Source organism: Oleiphilus sp. HI0128 (assembly GCF_001635365.1).
The window spans coordinates 1-1,141 of sequence record NZ_LWGG01000304.1 but is presented as its reverse complement, the minus strand read 5'-3'; the positions used below and the strand labels follow the sequence as shown (position 1 = coordinate 1,141).

Annotated in this window: 1 protein-coding gene; it reads right to left on the bottom strand. The window is 45.0% G+C overall.

From position 1 onward, the window contains the following. Positions 1 to 20: 20 nt before the first annotated feature. On the bottom strand, positions 21 to 1,141 hold a 1,121-nt coding region (ccoG, locus tag A3763_RS03875), incomplete at its 5' end, for a cytochrome c oxidase accessory protein CcoG (RefSeq protein WP_156494887.1).

The following is a 1,141-nucleotide window of genomic DNA, read 5'->3' as shown; positions in this document are numbered from 1 at the left end:
TTAATTTCTATTGTGTCGCTTTATTCAGCGCTGCCTAAAAAGCGGCTTTCGCTTGATGCGACCAAGTCTGGGTTATCTGTAGCCTTGACGGTAATCTCAATATCATAGTGNGTGACTTCCATATGTATGGGGTCGACTTCTATGCTAGTTGGTTGAGTGTATACTTCTCCGGCTTTCACGGATACCGTAGTGGGTGTGGTAATCTTTATCCCTTCAATGCCTTTGACGGTAATGTCAAAATCATGGGGTTCATCGCTCATATTCATAACTTTGAGAATATAAGTGTTTTCGATTTTACCTAAACCCGTTAGCTGGTATAAAGCGCCCCGATCTTTTATTACGTCTAACTCTAGTGGAACACGTGTTGCAACGGAATAGGCAAACGCACCCATCATGCCGAGTAATAATACAGCGTAGGCAATGGCTTTGGGTCTTAGTATATGGCTCTTCTTACCGATGTGGGCATTCTCAGTGGTGTAGCTGATTAGACCTCGGTCATACTTCATTTTGTCCATGATTGAGTCACAGGCGTCGACGCATAAGGCGCAGCCAATACACTCATACTGAAGCCCATCACGAATATCGATGCCCGTTGGACAAACCTGTACACACATGCCGCAGTCAACGCAGTCGCCAAGGCCTTGTTCTTTATAATCAACATTACGTTTGCGGCTTCCTCTTGGGTCTCCACGACCTTTGTCGTAGGAAACAACAAGTGTGTCTTCATCAAACATTACAGATTGAAAGCGTGCATAAGGGCACATGTATAAACAAACTTGTTCACGTAACCAGCCAGCATTCAGGTAGGTTGCAACTGTAAAGAAGCCAATCCAGAATATTGCCCAGGCGTCGACTACACTAAAGGTGAACAGATCTGGAACTAACTCACGAATAGGGTAGAAATAACCGACAAAGGTCAGGCCGGTGCCAAAGGAGACCAATAACCAAAGAGTGTGCTTAAGGGTCTTTTTGATCATCTTTTCAGAGCTGAATTCCGCTTTATCAAGCTTCATTCGTTGGTTCCTGCTCCCTTCAACCTTTTCCTCAATCCACATGAAAATAAAGGTCCAGGAAGTTTGTGGGCAGGTATAACCACACCAGACGCGCCCAAAAAGGGTGGTGACGAAAAACAGACCGTAGG